The organism is Paracoccus binzhouensis (assembly GCF_016446475.1).
In the GTDB taxonomy this organism is placed as follows: domain Bacteria; phylum Pseudomonadota; class Alphaproteobacteria; order Rhodobacterales; family Rhodobacteraceae; genus Paracoccus; species Paracoccus binzhouensis.
This window is the reverse complement of record NZ_JAEHFP010000004.1, coordinates 41,670-59,399: the sequence shown is the minus strand read 5'-3', so window position 1 is coordinate 59,399 and position 17,730 is coordinate 41,670. Positions and strand designations below refer to the sequence as shown.

The window sequence follows — 17,730 nt, the reverse complement described above, 5'->3', positions numbered from 1 at the left end:
ATGAGCGGAGCCCACGCAGGCGCCCAGGCGCCTTTCAAGGATCGCGCCACGGCGGCTCTCGCCGACAAGACGCTGAAGATCGCGATTGACCGCACCACAGGCAATGCCGAGCGCAAGCGTGCCGCGGCGGTCGCGGCCTTCCCAGAGTTCGAGGCGGCGCGCGCCCGCGGCAAGGCGATCAAGGATCATGTGATCGCCCATCTGGACCATTATTTGGAACAGTTCGAACGCAACGCCACCGCATCGGGGGCCAAGGTGCACTGGGCGGTTGATGACGCCGGGGCACGCGCCATCGTCACCCGCATCTGTCTGGAGGCGAAGGCAAAGCTGGTCACCCGGTCGAAATCCATGCTGGGCGAGGAGATCGGCCTGCCGCATGCTTTGGCGGATGCCGGAATCGAGCGGGTCGAGACCGATCTCGCCGAACACATTATCCAGTTGGCCGGCGAAAAACCGTCGCATATCGTCTGGCCCGCCATGCACCGCACCCGCGAACAGGTGGCCGAACTGTTCAAGACCGGCCATCGTCCACCGCCCGCCGCCGAAGACCCGGCGACCATGGTGCAAAGTGCGCGGCGCGAGTTGCGCACGAAGTTCCTGTCGGCCGACATTGGCATTTCTGGAGCAAACTTCCTCGTGGCCGATACCGGCGCCACCTGCACTGTGACCAACGAAGGCAATGCCGAACTGACCACCACGCCGCCCCGCATCCATATCGTGACAGCGGGAATCGAGAAGATCGTGCCCTCCACAGTCCATGCCTTTGCCCTGCTGCGGCTTCTTGTGCGCTCGGCCACGGGCGGTGAGCTGACGCAATACACCACCTTCCACTGCGGGCCGAAGCGTCCGGGCGATGCCGACGGGCCGGAAGAGATGCATATCGTTCTGGTCGATAATGGCCGAACGAGGATGCTGGCAGACGAATTCCGCGAGATGCTGCGCTGCATCCGCTGCGGCGCCTGCATGAACCATTGCGTCGTCTATCGCCAGATCGGCGGTCACGCATATGGCGGCACCTATCCCGGCCCCATGGGCTCGGTCCTGACGCCGGTGCTGGACGGGTTGGCCGGGTCACGCGATCTGCCCAATGCCTGCACGATGAACGGCCGCTGTGCCGAGGTCTGCCCGGTTGGCATCCCGCTGCCCACGCTTCTGCGCGCCTGGCGCATCCGCAGCTGGCGCGAGAAACTCGAACCGGGTGCCTTGCGCGTCGGCATCAGCCTCTGGGCCATGCTGGCGAAGCGCCCCGCGCTTTACCGATTGGCCAGCCGGACCGGGGTACGCGCAATCCGGATGTTCGGCAAGGCGGGCTGGATTTCGCGCCTGCCGCTCGCCGGGGGCTGGACGGCACACCGCGACATGCCGCGACCCAAGGGTCGCACCTTCATGGAGCAGTATCGCGCCGAACAGGCGAAGAAAGGGGGCCGCCCATGACCGCCCGCGACCGGATACTGGATGCGATCCGCGTAGCGCTGCCACAGGAACGCCCGGCGCCCGACGCCATCTCCGCCGAGGCCAAGGCCCTGCTGGCCGATCCCGACACCAGCCGCCCCCGACTGGTCGCTGAGGGGCTGTTCGATGCCTTCATCCTGAAGGCTGAGTCGATCGGCACGACGATTGACCGCGTTGGCGGCATGGAAGCCGTTCCCGACGCTGTGCGGCGCTATCTGTCGGGACACGGACTGTCACTGTCCCTGGCCGTGGAACCGACGCCGGCGCTGACCGCACTCGACTGGACGGGCCTCGACACCGGCACCACTCTTGCCCCGGACCAGCCGGCAGCGCTCGGAAAGGCGCTTTGGGGTATCGCCGAAAGCGGGTCCTTGATCGTGCATTCGGGTGCCGATACGCCGATCCTGCTGTCTTTCCTGCCCCTCCATCATATCGTGGTGCTGCAGGAATCCGATATCCTGTCCCATCTCGAGGACTATGCTGCGCAGCTGGCCGATCGGCCCCATCCGCGCAACGCGATCCTGATCACCGGACCCAGCGGCACGACCGATATCGAGGGGAGCTATGTGCGCGGGGCGCATGGGCCGGGCTTCCTGCATGTGATCCTTGTTGCAAGCACAGACTGACAACCTGCCGGTTGCCAGTCCCCACCACCGCCGGCCGTTGCCAGCAGAGCCGGTCGTCCTGTCTACCCCCAAGGAGACCCGGAATGGACCGAAGCAAAATTGCCGAACAGACCGCAGAATTTGCCAGCCTGATGCAACGGGCGCAGGAGCTTGCGCAGCGCAGCAGCGCCAGTGCCCTGGCCAAAGCGACGGGCAATGAATTCTCGGTGCTGGATTCGGGGACCGTGGCGCAGGCCTATGCTCGCGTGGGGATGAAGCTGGCGCAGAACCCGTTTGCGCTGGCGCAGTTCCAGATCGATCTGTGGTCCAACAGCGCCAAGGCCTGGGCAGGCGCATGGACGGGCGAGGGCGAGGACAGCAAGGACCGCCGCTTCCGCGATGGCCGCTGGACCAGCGATCCGGTCAGCCGTGGCCTGCGCGACGTGCATCTGGCCATCGAAGGCGCCGCCGACCGCCTGATCGAGACCCTGCCCAAGGGTGACAAGGACAGCCTGCGCGTGCGGTTCTATACCCGGCAGTTGCTCAGCGCGCTGTCGCCCAGCAATTATCTGGCGTTGAACCCCGCCGCGCGTGAGCGTTTCCTTGAAACCGATGGCCGCAGCCTGCTGGACGGGTTCCGCAACCTTCTGGACGATCTGGAACGCGGCGACGGGCGGCTGGACATCAACATGACCGACCGCGAGGCCTTCGAGGTCGGGCGCGATCTGGCCACGACGCCGGGGCAGGTGATCTATCAGAACGAATTGATCCAGTTGATCCACTACGAACCGATGACCAAGACCCAGTTCAAGCGCCCGCTGCTGTTCGTGCCGCCCTGGATCAACAAATACTATATCTTCGACATGAAGCCCGAAAACAGCCTTGTCCGCTATATGCTGGAGCAGGGCCACAGCGTTTTCCTGATTTCATGGGTCAACCCGACCAAGCAGCACGCGGCGCTGAGCTTCGAGGATTACATGCGCCTTGGCCCGCTGAACGCGCTGGACGCGATCACCGATGCGACCGGCGAGGACGAGTTCGACATTCTCGGCTTCTGCATCGGCGGGATTCTGGTGACGGCGACGCTGGCCTATATGGCGGCCAAGGGCGACAAGCGGGTCAAGACCGCGACGACGCTGGCCACGATGGTCGATTTCACCGATGTGGGCGAGATCGGCGTTTTCATCGACCGCGACCGGCTGCAGGTTCTGCGCGAACACATGGCCGAAAAGGGCTATCTGGAAAACCACCATCTGCAGGACATGTTCTCGATGATCCGGGAAAATGACCTGATCTGGTCCTTCCACGTGATGAATTACCTGATGGGCCGCAAGCCGCCCGCCTTCGATCTGCTGTTCTGGAACGGCGACAGCACCCGCCTGCCGGCGGCCATGCTGCTGTGGTATCTGGAAAAGATCTATATCGAGAACGGCTTGCGCAAGGCCGGGCACCTGACCATGGACGGCCTGCCCATCGACATCGGCAAGATCGATATTCCCTTCTATGTCTTTGCGACGAAAGAGGATCACATCGCGCCCTGGAACTCGATCTATCCGACGACCGGCTTGCTGGGCGGTGACACGACCTTTGTTCTGGGCGGATCGGGGCATATCGCGGGGGTGATCAACCCGCCGGCAAAACGGCCGAAATACGGGTTCTGGACCAGCGCGGCTGCCTATCCGGCCGATCCGCAGGACTGGCTGACCAAGGCCGAGGCGCATCAGGGGTCGTGGTGGCCGAACTGGGCGGAGTGGATCGAAAGCCACAGCAAGGGCAAGAAGGTTCCGGCCTATGTGCCTGGTAGCGGAGCGCTGAAACCGATCGAGCCGGCACCCGGCAGCTATGTGCGGGCGGGATAATCACCTTCAGCTTCGGTCGAGATCGTTTGGGGGTAAGCGCGACGGCGTGACCCTATGCAGAGATGCTTGACGGCTGCTGGTTTCTCCATCTTTCCGCCCTACACCCTGATCGAAACGGCCAAGCTCAGCGGAGCCGATCTCAACGCTTGGCTCGCCGACACCCGGATCGAGCCGGTCGGGCCAATCACCTCTCGCCCTTCAAGGCGGCGAACCTTGTCTTCGCAGCGGGGCTCGGGCTGCTCGCGCTGGCTGCGACGCCCCTGGTTCTGTTCGCCGGCTGGGCCGTGATCGGGCTCGGCATGGGCATAGGGCTCTACGAGACAGGGTTCGCAACGCTGGCCGGGATCTATGGCAAGGACGCGCGAGGTCCGATCACCGGCATTACCCTCATCGCCGGGATCGCGAGCACGGTCGGCTGGCCGCTTTCGGGGCTGATGCTGGCGACATGGGGCTGGCGCGAAGCCTGCCTCGGCTGGGCGCTGATCCATCTGGCAGTGGCGTTGCCGCTGAACGCGTGGCTGCCGAAAGGCACCAAGACGGCAGCCGGAGTGGCGACGCCGGTCGAGGACGGCCCTCCTCCATCCCGCCTTGCGCTGTGCTGCTGGCCTTCGTCTTTGCCGCGACCTGGTTCAACTCGACCGCCATGGCCGCGCATCTGCCAGGCCTTCTGCAGGCCGCCGGGGCCAGCACGGCTGTCGCCATCGCGGCAGGAGCGTTGATCGGCCCGGCGCAGGTCGCAGCGCGGGTGCTGGAGTTCGGCCTGCTGCGCTGGTTCCACCCGCTCGTCTCGACCCGCGTGGCGGCAGCGGCGCATCCCGTCGCCGCGGTGGCGCTGGTGAGCTTCGGAGGTCCCGCGGCCTATGCCTTCGCGCTCCTGCATGGGGCGGGGAACGGGATCCTCACGATAGCCAAGGGCACTCTGCCGCTGGCGTTGTTCGGGTCGGCGGGATACGGGCGGCGGATCGGCTGGCTGAATGCGCCCGCCCGCATCCTGCAAGCAGCGGCGCCCCTGATCTTCGGTGCCCCGCTGACCACATGGGGCCTCTCGGCGATCTGGCTGACGGCCGGGATCGGGGTTGCCTCCTTCGCCGCTCTGCTGGCCCTCAGGCGAACATGAGGCGGCGCAAACGGGCCTCGCGACATCGCCCTGCGCTCAGGTTGCGGCGGAGAGGTTCACCCGCTTCATGAGCGCGGCCGCCGTTTCCTTGCGCTCGGAGTAGCGGTCCACGAGATACGCCTTCCGATCGCGCGTGAGCAGCGTGAACTTCACCAGCTCCTCCATGACATCCACGATCCGGTCGTAGAGTGGCGACGGGCGCATTCGTCCCGCCTCGTCGAACTCCTGAAACGCCTTGGGGATGGAGGACTGGTTGGGGATAGTCAGCATCCGCATCCAGCGCCCGAGAACCCGCATCTGGTTGACCGCGTTGAAGCTCTGCGAGCCGCCCGACACCTGCATCACTGCCAGCGTCTTACCCTGCGTCGGTCGCACGGCGCCCTCGGACAGCGGAATCCAGTCGATCTGCGTCTTCATGAGGCCGGTCATCGCGCCGTGCCGCTCGGGGCTCGACCAGACCATGCCTTCGCACCAGGTCACCAGATCACGCAGCTCCCGCACCTTCGGGTGGCTGGCATCCACCCCGTCGTCTACCAGCGGCAGGCCTGAGGGGTTGAAGAACCGGACCTCCGCCCCGAGCGCTGTGAGAATGCGACCGGCTTCCTCGGCCGACAGTCGGCTGAACGATCGCGCCCGGAGCGAGCCGTAGAGGATCAGGATGCGGGGCGGATGCGTGCTGATGGCAGCCGACATCAGCCGGTCATAGTCGATTGCGGAGAAACTCGTCTCGTCGAGCTGCGGTGTGGTCAGATCGGTCAATGTGTCAGGCAATCCGGTTTCCCTCGGCGTCAATGATCAATTGGCCGTCCTCCTTGACGAGCGGACCCGGAGGGAGCGTCTCGAGCAGATCGAGGACAGTCTCGGACGGGCGGCAGAGCCTGACGCCCATCGGCGTACAGACGATAGGGCGGTTCACGAGGATCGGGTGGCGCGTCATGGCATCCAGCAATGCCTCGTCGGAGACGTCCGGTGCGGTGAGCCCCAACTCCTCGGCCGGGGAGCGCTTGACCCGGAGTGCCTCGCGCACCGTGATCCCGGCGGCGGCGAACAGCGCCAGAAGCTGCGGACGCGTCCAGCCCTCCTTCAGATAGTCGATGACGGTCGGCTCGTATCCAGCCGCCTGGATGATGCCGAGCACGTTGCGGGACGTGCCGCAGTCGGGATTGTGGTGGATGACGACCGGGAAGGTGCTCACGCCGGGAAACTCTCGCGTGTCCGGTTCGCAATGGCGACGAGGCTCAGCATCACCGGCACCTCGACCAGCACCCCCACCACGGTGGCCAGCGCCGCACCGGAGTTCAGCCCGAAAAGCCCGATCGCCACGGCGACTGCCAGTTCGAAGAAGTTCGACGTGCCGATCAGCGCGCAGGGCGCGGCGACCCGGTGGGGCACGGCCCACAGCCAGGCCCATCCATATCCAAGGGCGAAGATGCCGTACGACTGGATGACGATCGGGACTGCGATCAGCGCGATTAGCAGCGGTTGCGCGAGGATCACCGGCCCCTGAAAACCGAAGAGCAGCACCACGGTCGCCAGCAGCCCGACCACCGAGGCCGGCTTGATTCGCGCCGTGAACGCGGTCACCGCGGCCTCGCCGCCTTTCGCGATCAGCGCCCGGCGCGTCAGGAGACCCGCGATCAGCGGAATGACGATATAAAGGACGACCGACAGGATCAGTGTCTCCCAAGGGACGCTGATGTCGGTCACGCCCAGAAGGAAGGCCACGATGGGGGCGAAGGCGACCACCATGATCAGGTCGTTCACGGAGACCTGCACCAGCGTGTAGTTGGGATCGCCCTTTGTCAGCTGTGACCAGACAAAGACCATCGCCGTGCACGGCGCCGCCCCGAGCAGGATCAGCCCGGCGATGTATTCCGGCGCGCGCTCCGGGTCGATCAGTCCGGCGAAGACGTGGTTGAAGAACAGCACGGCAAGCGCCGCCATGGTGAAGGGCTTGATCAGCCAGTTCACGGCAAGCGTGATCACGAGGCCCTTCGGGCGCTGTCCCACCGCCTTCAGCGAGCCCAGATCCACTGCGATCATCATCGGATAGACCATCGCCCAGATCAGGACGGCGACGACGAGGTTGACCGAAGCGACTTCCAGCGCGGCCAGCGCGCCGAAGAGACCCGGCGCGAGGTTGCCGAGGACGAGCCCGGCCAGGATGCACAGCGCGACCCAGAGGGTCAGCCAACGTTCGAACAGGCTCATGAAATTTCCTTCTCCTCAGGCACGCAGCAGACCGCAGCGGATGGGCCGGTCAGCGTGCCGATAAAGTCGGCCAGCGGTTCAAGCGCAGCGGGGTTCAGCGCGTAGCAGATGCGCGGGCCGGATATCTCGCCCGTGATGACCCCGGCAGCCTTCAGGATGCGCAGGTGCTCGGAGACCGTGGACTGCGCCAGGCCGACAGCGCCCACGATGTCGCCGCCGATGCAGCCGGGCGTGGCGAGCAGCAGTCGCAGGATGCGCAGTCTTGCCGGATGCGCGAGCGCCTTGGCCAGTTCAGCGATTTCGATGTCAGTGTCCTGCATGAACCATCCGTCTGTACGTTAATCGTCGATAGGCGATAATAGTAGCCAGCACAATGGCGCTCGCTGCAGAGTGGCAATTGTTGCCAAACGAGTGAAGAAACCTCACATAATCTAATGTAATCAATGCTTTAAGGTGGAGATGGGGTGGATGCCGCTCTCACCCTGACGGCATCGCGATGTGCCATACTCGTGGTGTCGAAGCACAAGCTGAAGGAGAGGGCATCCATGGAAGAAGTTAGCATCATCGGGGTCGATCTGGCAAAGGACGTGTTCCAGCTGCACGGGGCGGGAGCGGATGGGGCGGTCGTTTTCCGCAAGAAGCTGTCGCGACAGCAGTTTGCGCGCTTCATGGCGGATCATTCCGCATGCGGTGTGGCGATGGTGGCTTGCCCAAGCGCCCATCACTGGACACGAGAACTGACCGCCCATGGGCACCGTGTCCGGCTGATTGCGCCGCATTATGTCAAGCCATTCATCAAGCGTCAGAAAAACGATGCGGCCGACGCGGAAGCAATCGCGGAGGCGGCCACGCGTCCGACCATGCGGTTCGTCGAACCCAAGACCGAAGAACAGCAGGCCCGGGCGGTGGCATTTCGCGCTCGTGAGCAGATCGTGAAGCAGCGGACCGAGGCGATCAACGCCCTGCGCGCGCACCTCTATGAATTCGGGCACGTGGCGCCGGAAGGGGTCGGATACATCCCGCGGTTGGCGAAGATGGTTGATGATCCGAGTTCGGGCCTGCCTGACCTCGCGCGAGACATCTATCGCATGGTTCTGGAGCAGATCGATCTGTTGTCGTCCCGCCTCGCCGCAGTTTCGGCAAAGCTCACCGCCGCGTCCAGGGCGGCCGCCATGCCCCGGCAATTACAGACCATGCCGGGTGTCGGACCGATCACCGTGCTCGCGGTCGAAACCTTCGCGCCGCCGATGGGGCAGTTCCGGCGTGGCCGCGATTTTGCCGCCTTGGCTCGGGTTGGTGCCGCGGCAACATTCTTCAGGCGGAAAACAGAGGCTGGGGAAAACATCGAAGATGGGGCAGCGGGACATCCGGCGACTGCTTGTCACCGGAGCGATGGCGGTGGTCCGCTGGGCCCTGCATCGTGGTGCACCTCAAAACCCTTGGCTTGAGCGCATGCTGGAACGCAAGCCGCCGTTAGTCGCGGCCTTTGCACTGGCCAATAAGATGGCGCGCGGCATCTGGGCGATGCTCACGCGCGGTGAAGGCTATCGCGATCCGGTGATCGCCAGCGCTGCTTGATCCGGCAGCAAACCGCGAAACCGGAACGCAGAGTTGTGAGGAAGGCGTGATCCGAATGGGCAAATGATCGACATGATCCGGGTTGGGCAAACCAGCAACCTTCTCAGAGCTTCGAGCTCGCTGTCGGAGATTTGGCCCCGGTCCGCGCATCACCATCCCGGCCAGCGGCATCTATCGGGCCGCGCTAACAGGCCTGACAAGAGTCCGCACTCGATCACATGTCTAAAGTTCAGAAATTCCTTGCAAATGAGGGCGGCATCCACAAGAGAAGGTTGGATGTCAGACCCATCCCCTCCGCCGAATGGCCGCTTTAGGCGGCCAAGGACGAAACCCAAAGAAAGCCAAATGAACGCTCTCTGCCCTTGCTCCCGAGTGCCTTCGCGAGTGCAGCGGAGATCGGGCCCCGCGGCGAAGGTCCCGAGGGTCCGCAAAGCTGTTTATCGCAACCAAGCAGCCCGGGTAGTCGGAACCTCTCGCCTGCTGTTGAACCCCATCCCCCGAGGCTAATCTCCCAAGGGGGTAGGATACTTCCGCCCCCAATCTTCCTCATCCCCTCTCCGGTCTTTCTTCGCCAGCCTGCGCGGGACAGGCCGTCCTTTGCCGACGGCCTTCCACAGACCCACGGAGGCCCCATACATGCGACCCGATCTCGCCGTTCTGCCGCCACGCTATCTGCGTACCAAGGAAGCGGCCACGTTCCTCAGCCTGTCGGCGCGCACGCTGGAAAAGCACCGCACCTACGGAACCGGCCCCGCCTATCACAAGCTCGGCGGGCGCGTCATCTATTCGGTCGATGACCTGACGGCTTGGGTCGCCCGCGGTTCGGTCACCTCGACCTCCGATCCGCGCGGTCAGGTCCTGCCGGCCAAGCGCCAGACGGCGTCGCCGCATGCCGTTCCTGTGCGCGCGACTCGCTGACGGCCCTTCCGGTTTCTCATGCCCCCGACGCCCCGCAGCGCCTCCGAGCGCGGCCAACTCGACCTCTTTCGGGCGCTTCCGGGGGAGTTCGCCCCACGTGACGCGCAGGATCTCATGGCCTATCCGTTCTTCTCCCTGTCCAAGTCGCCGCGCATCCGCCCCATCGATTTCGTCGCGGGGAATGTGGCGATCCGGGTCGAGGCCGTGCCCGACCACGGCATGGCCACGATCTGGGATGCCGACATCCTGATATGGGCGGCGAGCCAGATCGTCGAGGCGCGCGATGCGGGCCTGCGCACCTCACGTCTGATGGCGGCTACACCTTATGAGATCCTCAATTTCACCGGGCGCGGTACGTCGCTGCGGGACTATCAACGCCTGAAGGCCGCGCTGGACCGGCTGCAATCGACCACGGTGGCGACGACGATCCGCCAGCCCGCCGAGGGCCGGCGCCATCGCTTCTCCTGGATCAATGAATGGCATGAACGCAGCGACGCGAGGGGGCGACCAGACGGGATCGAGCTGATCGTCCCGGACTGGTTCTACCGTGCCGTCCTCGACGACGCCCTGATCCTCACCATCGACCGCGCCTATTTCGATCTGACCGGCGGCCTCGACCGCTGGCTCTACCGCCTTGTGCGCAAGCATGGCGGGCGACAGACGGGCGGCTGGCGCTTCGATTTCCGTCACCTGCACCAGAAATCCGGAAGCCTCTCGCCCTTCAAGCGCTTCGCCTTCGAGCTGCGCGACATTATCCGCCGCCAGCCGCTGCCCGGCTATGTCCTCTTCGCCGAGATCGAAACCAGCGGCCGCATGCTGTTGGCCTTCGAGCCTGCCGCGCCCTGTGGACAAGCTGTGAATGGCCTCGTGCCATCGGGAACCCGGGGTATCGTGCCATCAGGAACCGGGGGCTCGTGCTATCGGGAACCGAAACCAGGCTTAACCACATGCACCACAACAGAAAATCGCGCCCTTAACTTAGAGTCTAACAAAGATTCTAACGTTGAAGAGCGCAGGACCGCTGTCGAAACCCTGATCTCAAGGACGGGTGCCGCGCTCAAGGTCGGGTATCGGCGGCGGGGAAGGGGGCCCGACAAGCCCGTTCCACGAGAACCGGAACTGCCCCTCGGCAAGCCGGGGGAACGGCAATGACCCGTGCGCTCCTCGGCCAGAAAGGCGGGATCGGCAGCACCAGCCTTGCCGTTGATATCATGTCCGAGCTGCGTGGGCGCGTCCGTCTTTCTGCCTTCCAGCAAGGTCAGACCTGCGCCGCGATGTTGCGCGATCTGATCGGCTATCCCCCGTCCACCGAAGAGGGGGCCCCGTCATGACTGGCAAGCTCCCGCTGCAGCGCGATGGACACACGGCGACTGACCGACCCAATGCGTCGATCACATGGGTCGATCTGACGTTCCAGCGACGCCGCGTCGAGCAGTGGATCCGCTTCGGTCACCTGTGCCGGGAACAGGTGATCGACCGACAAAGACGACGGGTCGGCTTCGCCTCCGGTGCGGTCTTCGCCTGCATCCGTTGGGCCGGAAATGAGCACGGAACGGTCGCGGCGCGGCTCGTCATCCTGCGCGCTGTTTTCCGCACCGAGCCGTTCCAGACGCTGAGCTTCGTGTATCCCGGTGCCGAGATTCTGCTGCAGCTGGATGGATGGCCAAAAGCCAAGCGCACGCTGGAAATCATCGACGACATCGAAGCCTTGGGGATCGATCCGACCGCCGTCGCGCCCGATCACTGGCGCCATGTCCACAATCGCCTGACCGCCGGACAAACCCCGTCGGTCTATTCCTCGGCGCGGCATGCGGCCTGGCTTGCGCGGCGCAGGATCTGGCCATGAAGCGCCCCGCGATCCTTCTCTTGGCCGCGATGGGCCTGGCGAGTCTTGCAGCTCCGTCCGTCGCAATTCTGCCCGCGTGGCTGATCTGGAATGCATCTGCCAGCGTGCCGCTCGGACTCTACTGGGTCGAGCGCCCGACCGGGCTGGAGATCGGCGACCTCGTCGTGGTCATGCCTCCTGCGCCTCTTGCCGCGTTCATGGTCACGCGGGGCTACATCGGCGCGGATGTCCCGCTCTTGAAGCATGTCGCAGGCCTGCCGGGACAGCGCGTTTGCCGCAGCGGCGCGACAGTCACCGTCGATGCCGTCGTCCTCGGCGAGGCGCTGCCGCGGGATCGGCTGGGTCGCGATCTGCCCGAGTGGCAGGGCTGCCGCCTGCTTCAGGACGGCGAAGTCTTCCTCATGAACCGCGAGGTCCGAGACAGCCTCGATGGCCGCTATTTCGGGCCGCTCCCGGCTGACGCCGTCATCGGTATGGCGCGCCCGATCTGGGTGGCATTCGACGCACCCGAACCCCGCGACGGGCGCTTCATCAACCCCTGACAGCCCACCCAACCCCAAACACAGGAGACCTGACATGTCACAGATCGGACAGTTCACCCGCGAAGAAACGGGCTTCACCGGACAGCTCCGGACGCTCACACTCGACCTCTCGCTTGCGCTCGTCCCGGTGGAAAACAGCGAGGCCGAGAACGCGCCCGCCTACCGGGTGCATGCCGCTAATGCGCACGGCCCGGAGGTCGGGGCCGCGTGGAAGCGCAGCGGCGAGAAGGCCGGTGAGTACCTCTCGGTCCTGCTCGACGATCCTGCCTTGCCGCAGCCGATCCGCGCCAATCTCTTTCGCGACGATAACGCCGGTGCCGCTTGGTCGCTGCACTGGAACCGCCCGAAACCCCGCGAAGACCGGGACTGATGGCCATGCGTCACTGTCACATCGCGGCGCTCGTTTGCGCCTTATTGTTGTTCAGCCAAGGCCCCGCCATCGCGAATACGGAGCCCGTTCCGGCCCAGATCGCGTCACATCTCCATGGCGCCTTCATTGCCGAGGCTGCACAGCGTTTCGGGATTCCGGCACCCTGGATCGTCGAAGTGATGCGCGCCGAAAGCGCCAATGATCCGCGCGCCGTCAGCCATGCCGGAGCCATGGGGCTGATGCAGGTCATGCCTGGCACATGGGCTGCCTTGCGCGCGCGCCACGGGCTCGGGGATGACCCCCATGATCCGCGCGACAACATCCTCGCCGGGACCGCCTATTTGCGCGAGATGTGGGACCGCTACGGCACTATCGCCGCCATGCTTGCCGCCTACAATGCCGGTCCCGGTCGCTACGACGACTATCTCGAAACGGGGCGTGCCTTGCCGGCTGAGACGCGCGCCTATGTGGCCGCACTCGCCCCTCTTCTCAGCAGCGGGAGTGCATCGGAGGCGCAGCTGGTTAGGCAAAATCTGCCGCCGGACTGGCGCGATGCGGCGCTGTTCGTTGTGCGGTCCGAGCAGCAAATCGCGTCTAGCCTGCCGGGGAGCGCGCTGGGATCCGCAGCCGCGGCAAACGGGATTTTCGTGACCCCGGGCGCGGGATTGGGCGGACCATGAGCGCATGCACGGCATCGGAATGCCACTCGGAGCTGACAGGTTCGGGTAAGGCACGCCTGGCTGCGATCTCGGCGGCAGAAGCAGAAAAGGCAGGGAAGGCGGAGGGCAAGATAAAGGAAACCGGCACCCTGTCGGGGCGGTTTCTGGGCAAGCCCTTGTCTGCACACTGTTTTGGGACGCGGCGCACGGCACCATGCTTTTGGGTCTCGCGTGCCGCGATATGGCGCAAGGCCTTGGTTTTGCTGGGTTTTGACCGGCACTCTAACCGAATATTGGCCGATTTTCCGCCGTCGCGGCTTCGGATGCGTCGATGAGTGGCGACGACGAGAACCGCTTTCGCCCGAAGCCTGGGCGCATCAGGTCGGACGTGCCGAAGCCGGGCAAGGCGAAAAGCTTTCTGACACAGGCAAAGAAGCTGGCGCGCCAGCGTAGCAACAGCCCCGGCAGATCATCATCATTCGCATCATGGACATCCTCGCCGTCTTCATCTGGTTCGGCCGGAAAGAGCGGGAAGGCGTCGCGGGCAGGCAAAGGTCCGGGCGTCAAGCGTGGTCGTGGCGCGGCCTTTGTCCTCGCCCGAACCTTGTCGGGCGGCTGGCGTCACAGCACGGCCGGAGCGCGACGCGTCGTCGTCAAAACCCGGTACCTCCAGAGCGCGGGGAAGAATGGCAAAGGGGCTGCCCATCTGCGCTACATCCAGCGCGACGGAACCTCGCGCGATGGCGAACGTGGCCAGCTCTATTCGGCGACCGACGATCGCGCTGATGGAGATGCCTTTCTTGATCGCGGCAAGGATGACCGCCACCAGTTCCGCTTCATCGTCTCGCCCGAAGATGCCGCCGATCTTTCCGACCTCACCGAACACACCCGCGATCTGATGAGCAGCATCGAGGCCGACCTTGGCACGAAACTCGATTGGGTGGCGGTCAATCACCACAATACCGGCTATCCCCATGTCCATGTCATCGTTCGGGGCAAGGACGATCTGGGCGAGAATCTGGTCATCAATGGCGACTATCTCGCCAATGGTATTCGTGAGCGGGCGAGCGAACTGGCCACGCTGGAACTTGGACCCGCCACCGAGATCGAGCAGAGCCGCAAGCTATCTGCCCAAATCGACCAGGACCGCTTCACCCGGATCGACCGGGCAATGACCGAAGAGGCCGATGAACGGATCCTCGATCTGCGCCATGAGCCCGATGACACGCGCCGCCAGTTCAACCGCACGCTTCGCCTGCGCCGCCTCGCCAAGCTGGAAAAGATGGGATTGGCCACGGAACATGCCCCCGGCGTTTGGGAGCTTGGCGCGAAGATGGAGCCGGCGCTGCGTGAACTCGGTGAGCGCGGTGACATCATCCGCAACATGCACAAGGCGCTGAAGGCCGATGGGCAGGAACGTGATCCGATGACCTTCCAGCTTCACGATGCCGCACCCGCGGCGCCCATCACCGGCCGCGTCGTGGACAAATATCTCACCGACGAGATGGGCGAGAACCTGACGCTCGTGGTGGACGGCATCGACGGGCGAACACACCATCTTCCCAGCATTGATCCGGCCCGCGTCGAAGATGCCCGGATCGGCAGCATCGTGGAAGTCGGTCCCGCCGATACAGCACAACGTCCCTCTGATCGCACCATCGCTGCGATCTCGGAAAATGGTATCTACCGACCGGGCCGCCACCTCGAACAGGCGAAGTTCGAGGGACGTGTGCCGGGTGGTGATTATGAGGGCTATGTCGATGCTCATGTCCGGCGATTGGAGTCGCTACGCCGAGCCGGGATTGCCGAGCGGATCGACGCCGACCAGTGGCGCATCCCCGAAGACTTCGAGAGCCGCGCCACCGCCTATGATGCCGGTCGCAACCGGCAGGCCAGCATCCGTGTCGTCTCGACCTTCGATCTGGAAAAGCAGATCGGCGCCGATGGCGCGACCTGGCTGGACCGGCGATTGGTCACACCGGACGCCTCGGACCTTACCCCGGCGGGGTTCGGCCAGCAGGTGCGCGAGGCTATGGACCAGCGGCGTGAACACCATATCGCACAGGGCGATGCCACGCGGCAGCAGAATGGACGCATCCTCTATCGGCGCAATCTGCTCGCCAATCTGCGAGAAAGGGAAGTGGCCCGCGTCGGTGCGGAAATGGCCAGCAGCAAAGGCTTGCCGTTCCGGGCGGCTGCCGATGGCGAAAATATCAGCGGCAAGTTCACCGGGACCGCACATCTATCGAGCGGCAAGTTCGCCATTGTCGAAAAGAGCCACGAGTTCACTCTTGTCCCATGGCGGCCAGTGATCGACCGCCAGCTCGGCCGCGAGGTTGCGGGCATCGTGCAGGGTGGATCGGTATCGTGGCAAATGGGGCGAACACGAGGGCTCGGGATTTGAGCCTTTGCCGATCTGGCACCTCGCAAATTGTTCTGTCGACATCGGCATCTGAAAGGGCCTGTCCGATGTGCCGCCGATAGTATCCGGCAACACGGCACCCCTGCTTTTCCTGTTGCAGCTTTCGAAAACGACTATTCCTTGATCGGCTCCGACTCTCTTGCCGATTGGAGCCTGTATGCGTGGTGGCCGAATACTCTGGGGCCAGATCATTGTCGTATTCATCATTGTCCTGGTGATGGTCTGGACTTCGACACAATGGGTGGCCTTCCGCCTTGGCTTTCAGCCCCAGCTCGGCAATCCATGGTTCGATGTTGCCGGATGGCCGGTCTATTATCCTCCGGCCTTCTTCTGGTGGTGGTTTTCCTATGACGCCTATGCGCCCGGTATTTTCACCGAGGGCGCGTTCATCGCCACGTCCGGGGCGTTGTTCGCTATCGCCGCCGCTTTTTTCATGTCGATCATCCGGGCGCGCGAGGCGCGCAACGTCGCCACTTACGGTTCGGCGCGATGGGCCGAGGACAAGGAAATCCATGCTGCCGGACTGCTCGGTCCCGATGGCGTGGTCCTTGGCAGGCACAGCAAGGACTATCTCCGGCACGACGGCCCCGAGCATGTCCTTTGTTTCGCGCCCACCCGATCAGGCAAAGGCGTCGGCCTCGTTGTGCCGACGCTGCTGACCTGGCCGGGAAGTTGCATCGTGCACGACATCAAGGGTGAGAACTGGAATCTGACGGCCGGCTTCCGGTCCCATCACGGCCGCGTCCTGCTGTTCGATCCGACCAATGTGCATTCCGCAGCTTACAACCCGCTGCTGGAAGTCCGTCAGGGGGAGTGGGAAGTCCGCGATGTCCAGAACATCGCGGATATTCTGGTCGATCCCGAGGGCAGTCTCGACAAGCGCAACCACTGGGAAAAGACCAGCCATTCGTTGCTGGTCGGCGCGATCCTGCATGTCCTTTACGCCGAGAAGGAAAAGACGCTCGCCGGCGTCGCGAGTTTTCTGTCCGATCCTCGCCGTCCGGTCGAGGCAACCTTGCGCGCCATGATGGACACGCCGCATCTGGGCGAAGCCGGTGTGCATCCCGTCATCGCTTCGTCGGCACGCGAGCTGCTGAACAAATCCGAGAACGAACGCTCCGGCGTGCTGTCCACGGCGATGTCCTTTCTCGGCCTCTACCGAGATCCGGTCGTGGCCCGCGTGACGGCCCGTTGCGACTGGCGCATTGCTGATCTGGTCGGAGCAAAAGAACCCGTCAGCCTCTACCTCGTCGTACCGCCATCGGACATCAATCGCACAAAACCGCTGATCCGCCTCATCCTCAATCAGGTCGGGCGGCGGCTGACCGAGGAGCTGGAAACCTCCGGCAAGCGCCATCGCCTGCTGTTGATGCTGGACGAGTTCCCCGCGCTCGGGCGGTTGGACTTCTTTGAATCGGCGCTCGCCTTCATGGCCGGTTATGGCCTCAAAGCGTTCCTGATCGCGCAGTCGCTCAACCAGATCGAACGGGCCTATGGGCAGAACAACGCCATTCTCGACAACTGCCATGTGCGTGTCGCCTTTGCTGCCAACGATGAACGCACCGCCAAGCGGATCAGCGACGCGCTCGGCACGGCGACAGAAATGCGCGATTCCACCAACTATGCCGGTCATCGCCTCGCGCCATGGCTCGGGCATCTCATGGTTTCACGGCAGGAAACGGCGCGGCCGCTCCTGACACCGGGCGAGATCATGCAGCTTCCGCCAACCGACGAGATCGTCATGGTAGCGGGTGTGCCGCCCATCCGCGCCGCCAAGGCGCGCTACTATGCCGATGCCCGGTTTCAGGAACGGGTGTTGCCGCCGCCCGATCTAAAAAAGCAGTCGGTGAAGATGGAAACATCGGCACCAGACGACTGGACGAGCCGTGTTGTTGCGCCCGCGGCCGGCCACGGACCCGCGTCGAACATGTCCGGCGACGATCCTGCCAATGCCGGTATCCGGCGTGAGCCGGAGCTTCCCGAGCATGAGGAAATCATTCCGCCACCACCGCCGCCATCGCAGGAGTTCGACTTTCTCGATGATGAGCCCGACGTCGATGCCGCCAAGGCCCGCGCCATGCGCCAGCGGATGCGCATGGTCGCGCGGCAGGCATCTCTCGACCCCAATGACGGCATCGACCTTTGAGAAGG

Annotated in this window: 17 protein-coding genes and 1 pseudogene; 14 read left to right on the top strand and 4 right to left on the bottom strand. The window is 64.3% G+C overall.

What is annotated here, in order from left to right:
- The 4 genes from I9P22_RS02625 to I9P22_RS24470 all read left to right on the top strand — a co-directional run bounded on the left by I9P22_RS02625 (position 1) and on the right by I9P22_RS24470 (position 5,033).
- A complete protein-coding gene (locus tag I9P22_RS02625) occupies positions 1–1,434 on the top strand; it encodes a lactate utilization protein B (protein WP_199257845.1) in 1,434 nt (477 codons plus the stop codon).
- Positions 1,431–2,078, top strand: a complete 648-nt coding sequence (locus I9P22_RS02620; RefSeq protein ID WP_199257844.1) for a LutC/YkgG family protein — start codon at positions 1,431–1,433, stop codon at positions 2,076–2,078. The genes I9P22_RS02625 and I9P22_RS02620 overlap by 4 nt, the downstream gene beginning before the upstream one ends.
- A gap of 83 nt (positions 2,079–2,161) precedes the next feature.
- Positions 2,162–3,916 carry a PHA/PHB synthase family protein gene (locus I9P22_RS02615; RefSeq protein ID WP_199257843.1) on the top strand — a complete coding sequence of 585 codons (1,755 nt, stop codon included), beginning with the start codon at positions 2,162–2,164 and terminating at the stop codon, positions 3,914–3,916.
- A 595-nt stretch (positions 3,917–4,511) separates the two neighbouring features.
- On the top strand, positions 4,512–5,033 hold the full coding sequence (locus I9P22_RS24470; protein ID WP_233253160.1) for an MFS transporter: 522 nt from the start codon (positions 4,512–4,514) through the stop codon (positions 5,031–5,033).
- Positions 5,034–5,069: 36 nt separating this feature from the next.
- Here the strand turns inward: I9P22_RS24470 and arsH are convergent, their stop codons facing one another.
- From arsH to I9P22_RS02590, 4 genes are read right to left on the bottom strand one after another with little or no spacing between them, the layout of a single operon-like run.
- A complete protein-coding gene (arsH, locus tag I9P22_RS02605; protein ID WP_199257877.1) occupies positions 5,070–5,783 on the bottom strand; it encodes an arsenical resistance protein ArsH in 714 nt (237 codons plus the stop codon).
- A 13-nt stretch (positions 5,784–5,796) separates the two neighbouring features.
- The gene (gene arsC / locus I9P22_RS02600; RefSeq protein WP_199257842.1) at positions 5,797–6,228 is read right to left on the bottom strand and encodes an arsenate reductase (glutaredoxin); all 432 of its coding nucleotides are present in this window, start codon (positions 6,226–6,228) and stop codon (positions 5,797–5,799) included.
- On the bottom strand, positions 6,225–7,244 hold the full coding sequence (gene arsB, locus I9P22_RS02595) for an ACR3 family arsenite efflux transporter (RefSeq protein WP_199257841.1): 1,020 nt from the start codon (positions 7,242–7,244) through the stop codon (positions 6,225–6,227). Before arsB ends, arsC begins: the two co-directional genes overlap by 4 nt.
- On the bottom strand, positions 7,241–7,564 hold the full coding sequence (locus I9P22_RS02590; RefSeq protein ID WP_199257840.1) for an ArsR/SmtB family transcription factor: 324 nt from the start codon (positions 7,562–7,564) through the stop codon (positions 7,241–7,243). The genes arsB and I9P22_RS02590 overlap by 4 nt, the downstream gene beginning before the upstream one ends.
- 225 nt (positions 7,565–7,789) lie before the next feature.
- On the opposite strand from I9P22_RS02590, the pseudogene I9P22_RS02585 reads away from it, so the two are divergent.
- From I9P22_RS02585 to I9P22_RS02540, 10 genes and pseudogenes are all read left to right on the top strand, one after another.
- Positions 7,790–8,822: pseudogene (locus I9P22_RS02585) on the top strand (IS110 family RNA-guided transposase).
- A 636-nt stretch (positions 8,823–9,458) separates the two neighbouring features.
- On the top strand, positions 9,459–9,740 hold the full coding sequence (locus tag I9P22_RS02580) for a helix-turn-helix transcriptional regulator (protein WP_199257839.1): 282 nt from the start codon (positions 9,459–9,461) through the stop codon (positions 9,738–9,740).
- A gap of 114 nt (positions 9,741–9,854) precedes the next feature.
- Positions 9,855–10,892 carry a replication initiator protein A gene (locus tag I9P22_RS02575; protein WP_233253159.1) on the top strand — a complete coding sequence of 346 codons (1,038 nt, stop codon included), beginning with the start codon at positions 9,855–9,857 and terminating at the stop codon, positions 10,890–10,892.
- A complete protein-coding gene (locus tag I9P22_RS02570; protein WP_199257837.1) occupies positions 10,889–11,071 on the top strand; it encodes a hypothetical protein in 183 nt (60 codons plus the stop codon). Before I9P22_RS02575 ends, I9P22_RS02570 begins: the two co-directional genes overlap by 4 nt.
- On the top strand, positions 11,068–11,586 hold the full coding sequence (locus tag I9P22_RS02565) for a DUF2840 domain-containing protein (RefSeq protein WP_199257836.1): 519 nt from the start codon (positions 11,068–11,070) through the stop codon (positions 11,584–11,586). The genes I9P22_RS02570 and I9P22_RS02565 overlap by 4 nt, the downstream gene beginning before the upstream one ends.
- Entirely contained in the window at positions 11,583–12,128 is a 546-nt protein-coding gene (locus I9P22_RS02560; protein ID WP_199257835.1) for a S26 family signal peptidase, read from the top strand. The genes I9P22_RS02565 and I9P22_RS02560 overlap by 4 nt, the downstream gene beginning before the upstream one ends.
- Before the next feature lie 34 nt (positions 12,129–12,162).
- A complete protein-coding gene (locus I9P22_RS02555; RefSeq protein WP_199257834.1) occupies positions 12,163–12,498 on the top strand; it encodes a DUF736 domain-containing protein in 336 nt (111 codons plus the stop codon).
- Positions 12,498–13,178 (top strand): lytic transglycosylase domain-containing protein, encoded by a 681-nt coding sequence (locus I9P22_RS02550; protein ID WP_456299606.1) that lies wholly within the window; start codon positions 12,498–12,500, stop codon positions 13,176–13,178. Before I9P22_RS02555 ends, I9P22_RS02550 begins: the two co-directional genes overlap by 1 nt.
- Positions 13,179–13,488: 310 nt before the next feature.
- Positions 13,489–15,561, top strand: a complete 2,073-nt coding sequence (locus tag I9P22_RS24910) for a relaxase/mobilization nuclease domain-containing protein (protein WP_199257833.1) — start codon at positions 13,489–13,491, stop codon at positions 15,559–15,561.
- 175 nt (positions 15,562–15,736) lie between these two features.
- A complete protein-coding gene (locus I9P22_RS02540) occupies positions 15,737–17,725 on the top strand; it encodes a conjugal transfer protein TraG (protein ID WP_199257832.1) in 1,989 nt (662 codons plus the stop codon).
- Positions 17,726–17,730 lie beyond the last annotated feature (5 nt).

What these genes read in the sequence shown, in the direction of transcription:
- I9P22_RS02620 (WP_199257844.1), top strand. Translation starts at nt 1,431, where the DNA reads ATGACCGCCCGCGACCGGATACTGGATGCGATCCGCGTAGCGCTGCCA.
- I9P22_RS02615 (WP_199257843.1), top strand. Translation starts at nt 2,162, where the DNA reads ATGGACCGAAGCAAAATTGCCGAACAGACCGCAGAATTTGCCAGCCTG.
- I9P22_RS02555 (WP_199257834.1), top strand. Translation starts at nt 12,163, where the DNA reads ATGTCACAGATCGGACAGTTCACCCGCGAAGAAACGGGCTTCACCGGA.
- I9P22_RS02570 (WP_199257837.1), top strand. Translation starts at nt 10,889, where the DNA reads ATGACCCGTGCGCTCCTCGGCCAGAAAGGCGGGATCGGCAGCACCAGC.
- I9P22_RS02625 (WP_199257845.1), top strand. Translation starts at nt 1, where the DNA reads ATGAGCGGAGCCCACGCAGGCGCCCAGGCGCCTTTCAAGGATCGCGCC.
- I9P22_RS02565 (WP_199257836.1), top strand. Translation starts at nt 11,068, where the DNA reads ATGACTGGCAAGCTCCCGCTGCAGCGCGATGGACACACGGCGACTGAC.
- I9P22_RS02550 (WP_456299606.1), top strand. Translation starts at nt 12,498, where the DNA reads ATGGCCATGCGTCACTGTCACATCGCGGCGCTCGTTTGCGCCTTATTG.
- I9P22_RS02575 (WP_233253159.1), top strand. Translation starts at nt 9,855, where the DNA reads ATGGCCTATCCGTTCTTCTCCCTGTCCAAGTCGCCGCGCATCCGCCCC.
- arsB (WP_199257841.1), bottom strand. Translation starts at nt 7,244, where the DNA reads ATGAGCCTGTTCGAACGTTGGCTGACCCTCTGGGTCGCGCTGTGCATC.
- I9P22_RS24910 (WP_199257833.1), top strand. Translation starts at nt 13,489, where the DNA reads ATGAGTGGCGACGACGAGAACCGCTTTCGCCCGAAGCCTGGGCGCATC.
- I9P22_RS02580 (WP_199257839.1), top strand. Translation starts at nt 9,459, where the DNA reads ATGCGACCCGATCTCGCCGTTCTGCCGCCACGCTATCTGCGTACCAAG.
- I9P22_RS02540 (WP_199257832.1), top strand. Translation starts at nt 15,737, where the DNA reads ATGCGTGGTGGCCGAATACTCTGGGGCCAGATCATTGTCGTATTCATC.
- I9P22_RS02590 (WP_199257840.1), bottom strand. Translation starts at nt 7,564, where the DNA reads ATGCAGGACACTGACATCGAAATCGCTGAACTGGCCAAGGCGCTCGCG.
- I9P22_RS02560 (WP_199257835.1), top strand. Translation starts at nt 11,583, where the DNA reads ATGAAGCGCCCCGCGATCCTTCTCTTGGCCGCGATGGGCCTGGCGAGT.